Source organism: Flavobacterium sp. (assembly GCF_049590715.1).
In the GTDB taxonomy this organism is placed as follows: Bacteria; Bacteroidota; Bacteroidia; order Flavobacteriales; family Flavobacteriaceae; genus Flavobacterium.
Genome location: NZ_JBAWDL010000049.1, coordinates 1 through 1,945, shown reverse-complemented (window position 1 = coordinate 1,945; position 1,945 = coordinate 1). Strand labels below are relative to the sequence as shown.

Genomic DNA, 1,945 nt, shown 5'->3' with positions numbered 1-1,945 from the left:
AATATAATTAATGGTATTGACTTCATTCACCTTTAGCTTATGGGTTATTCTGCTAAAAGTATAGGTTAATGACAATTCTTACAATACCCACTTTTGGTGATTTTCAAACTACTGATTCACAAGGGTGAGCGCTTTGTTTAATCCATTGGGTGTATTATTGTCAAACCGCTAGTTCCAGTGTGTTTTTTATGAAATGTACCGAAATAAGACTTCTTAAAAGCCTTCATGCTAGAGAATATATATTGAGAAACATTGTAAAATAACAGCTCTAATAGCTGGAATAAATAATAAATAGTCAATCCTTAAAAAGGACTATTTTTAATTTCGACAAAAATAAGAATATTATTTCCTGTGGAAAAGTTGAACAATTTATTAAGCCAAAAAACAATTTGCTCTTTTATTTGACTGAATCGTAGTTTTAAATTGTACCCGATTCCAGCCAAAAGAGCATTATGGATATCTCCAGCCACGCCTTTGAGGAAGTTTAATCCTAAAGCGTGGTTTCTTTTTAAATGTGATATTGTGGGTTCAATCGCAGCTCTGGCTCTAAATCGTTTCCTGGCAACTTCCTGTTTGTATCTTGAACTCTCTTTTCTGTTTTTCGGAATCAGTATTTGAGTCCCATCAACTTCTGTTTTTCCTCTAAATCCTCTGTCTGTACTAGCAATACTAGGTCTTGTTCCTCCTATCTTTTTCCTTACTCGCTCACTTTGGGCTATTGATTTTTCCAATGTATTGCTATCGTGGGGGTTACCTGAAAATCTTTTTATTGAAGAAATAACACCTGTTTGTCTTCCCCTAACAACACATACTTTTGTGCCAAATTCATATGCCTTGTGAGCTTTACCTTTAGCAATACAAGCCGTTTGTGGTTCGTGCAAACTGTATATTTTGTCTTTACTATTGCGCTCTTGAGTGAGTACTTTTTTGTAATTGATAAATAATGCTTCGTATTGTTTTTGAAGATGTTCTGGTAATTTTCTTTCTAATTCACGTACTACTCTAGATCCAATGGTTCGTAATTTCTTTCGAGCCATAGTGGCTTTCTTTTTTCGTTTGGGATGATGACCAAAATAAGCATCTCGAAGATGTTGTTTAGCTACTCTTTTATAAGTTTGTCTTTGTTTTACACCTTCTTTTTCAGCTATTTTTGTACAATTGTCAATTACTTTTTTAGCTAATTTAGCATCCGTTGGAAAAGTAATGTTTTTCTCCTGAACTGTGGTGTCTATTTGAACTTCTTTTTCACTTTTAGCCTTAGGATGCAAGGCTACACTTTGGCTTAACAAAAATTCTAACCCTTCTTCTTTTAGTCGTTTTCTAAAATGTACAAACTCGCTAGGATCAAATGGTTGTTTGGTCTGAAAGAATTCCTCGCCCGTAAAATATTGCCAATAGGCATTTTCAATCCAACGTTCAACAACCGATTCATCACTCTCTTTAAACATTTCTTTCAAAAGCAATAATCCTGCAATTTTTCTAATAGGAATTGAGGGTCTTCCTTGCTCTGAATATAGATTTTGGAACTCCAACTCCATTTTATCCCAAGAAACCTCATTTGCTAATTTTACTATGGGATGTCCTAAGTTTATAAGGTCTGTCAGTCTAGTCTTGAATAAATTTTGCTGAAAATCGGGTTTAATTTTGCCTAACATATTGCCGCTTTTTTATATCTAAATATACACTTTTTGGCAATTTTACAAAGCCATTTTAGATAGTATTTAATCACAAGTTATTAACAATCAGTTTGTTATTTTATTCTTAAGGATTAACTAAGTAGTGATTTATTTTGTCCTTTTTTGAACAAGAAACCACAAATACTATCAATAGTATAAATATTGTTTTTTTCATTACATTATTCTTTTTTCACAATCAGTTTTTTCTGGTTTTAAGGTGCTTAATTTTTAAATTTGTTCACATAGCAAAGAAAAATATTATTTTATAT

General features: G+C 32.3%; 1 protein-coding gene. It reads right to left on the bottom strand.

What is annotated here, in order from left to right; translation table 11 throughout:
- Nucleotides 1-302 precede the first annotated feature (302 nt).
- Nucleotides 303-1,655: an IS5 family transposase gene (locus WBQ70_RS02480; RefSeq protein ID WP_423910091.1), complete on the bottom strand. Its 1,353-nt coding sequence runs from the start codon at nt 1,653-1,655 to the stop codon at nt 303-305.
- Nucleotides 1,656-1,945 lie beyond the last annotated feature (290 nt).